Genomic DNA, 1,748 nt, shown 5'->3' on the forward strand with positions numbered 1-1,748 from the left:
TCCGGGCGAGTTCCTAAAAGAGGGACGCCCGAAAGGCAATCCCCGCCTCGAGCGGCAACTCGACAGACCTCTCGAAATCATGGCCTACCAGGTCGGCGCGGCCGACTATGCGGACTGCGTGTCGGCTGGCGGCTGTCAGCCAGCTCAGGAGACGCGCGCGATCCCAAGCAAAGCTCCCGTCACCGGAGTAAGCTATCTCGATGCGAATGCCTACGCCCGGTGGTATTCGGAAGTGACCGGCGACCAATGGCGACTGCCATCCGACGAAGAGTGGGCCTTTGCCGCTGCTGAGCGGTTCGCAGGCGAATTCGAGGGTGTCGAAAACGACGCCACCAACCCCGCCAGACGATGGCTCACCAGCTACAAGGCCGAGGTGGACCTCAATCGCAAACCGGACCCGATGCCCAAGAGCCGTGGCTCGTTTGGTTTCAATTCCCTGGGCCTTGCCGACTTTTCTGGCAACGTCTGGGAGTGGACTTCGACCTGCTATGTCCGCACCACGTTGGCTGCGGATGGAAGCGGTGTTGCGAGTTCGGTCGACAATTGCGGTGTCCACGTCCTTGAAGGGCTTCACAGAGCCTACATGTCGAACTTCGTCAGTGACGGAAAAAGCGGAGGCTGTGCCGTCGGTACGCCTCCCGACAATCTGGGATTCAGGCTGGTGCGAGACCGCTCTGGCTGGGCGAGCGATCTGCTCTCTCACCTGAGAATAATCTGACCGTCAGCGCCGTCGGATCTTAGTATCGGCGGCGGCTACAAACGTGACGGACCCGCTTGTCGACCGGGCGACAGCATCCGCTTCAGTGTGCCATCGCGAAGCCAGTACTGGTGGAACAGTGCCGCCACGGCATGGACCGAAATCAGGACGACAAACACTGGCTTGTTGAGGGAATGGATGTCGCCCCATGGGTCGCCAATGTAGAAAGCGAGCAGTCCCACAATGGGCGTTAAAAGCAAGAGCAGATAGAAAAGGCCGTGTGAACCACGTGCGGCGATCCGCATCCAGCCAGGTCCGCTTTCTGCAGGCTCAGGCGCACCGGAAACTACACGCATTAGCAACCGGATCAGCACGAGTGCCAGGGTCGAAATTCCTATCCAGTAATGGGCAGAGCCCAATGCCTGATCGCCTGACGAGACGGCGGCTCCATCTTCGGCAGCATCGACCACGGTTGTCATGCTCTCGCCAAAGAACAGTTGGAATAACACCAGCGCAGCTATGATCCAATGAAGCGCAATCTGGGAAGTTGAGTAGCCAATTCTGGTTTCCGTCATTTGATTTTCCTGACGTTTAACAGCTGCGTGATCGCGATACTGAATAGCCAGGGAACATCGACATAATTTGGCTCGAATCCTCCCGGAATTGTGGCTGCAACCTTACGCATTTGTAAGGCGATGGGGACGTCGAACAGCCGTCCGCGGCCCTCGCCTCGTGGAGGCACCGGCCACGTCCCTCGTCCGGATTATAGTTTTAGCCTCACAGTGTCTGAGCTTGTGGGGCAGCGTCACATCATCCCCTCAGATCGCTACTTGGCCTTCGGCGTCGTCAAGGCCACGCCGTAGGCTAGGAGAAAGCCAGCAAAGGCCAGAACCCATGCAACGCCGGCGACATTGACGATCGCGTCCTTAGGGAGAAAAACCGCAAGGATTCGTGACAAGGCAGCGATCAGGATCGCCGCGAAGACAACAATGGTTTGCAGTCCGGCCCGTAGTTGCCGGCCGGTATGGCCAAGCGTGGCGCGAGCCATCCC

3 protein-coding genes are annotated in these 1,748 nt (G+C 58.9%); 1 reads left to right on the forward strand and 2 read right to left on the reverse strand.

What is annotated here, in order from left to right; translation table 11 throughout:
* Positions 1-718 (forward strand): SUMF1/EgtB/PvdO family nonheme iron enzyme (locus tag EOA22_RS32455; RefSeq protein ID WP_127390548.1); only part of this gene is annotated, 718 nt, incomplete at its 5' end.
* 35 nt (positions 719-753) lie between these two features.
* Here the strand turns inward: EOA22_RS32455 and EOA22_RS32460 are convergent.
* Both EOA22_RS32460 and EOA22_RS32465 read right to left on the reverse strand, forming a co-directional pair.
* A complete protein-coding gene (locus EOA22_RS32460; protein ID WP_063170487.1) occupies positions 754-1,272 on the reverse strand; it encodes a cytochrome b in 519 nt (172 codons plus the stop codon).
* Between the two features lie 251 nt (positions 1,273-1,523).
* The coding region (locus EOA22_RS32465; protein ID WP_206521407.1) for an NnrS family protein at positions 1,524-1,748 on the reverse strand (225 nt) is incomplete at its 5' end.

Origin of the sequence: Mesorhizobium sp. M7A.F.Ca.US.014.04.1.1 (genome assembly GCF_003998745.1) — a bacterium.
GTDB lineage: Bacteria > Pseudomonadota > Alphaproteobacteria > Rhizobiales > Rhizobiaceae > Mesorhizobium > Mesorhizobium ciceri.

Excerpts from the sequence above, each read along its gene's own strand:
- EOA22_RS32460 (WP_063170487.1), bottom strand. The coding sequence starts at position 1,272 with ATGACGGAAACCAGAATTGGCTACTCAACTTCCCAGATTGCGCTTCAT.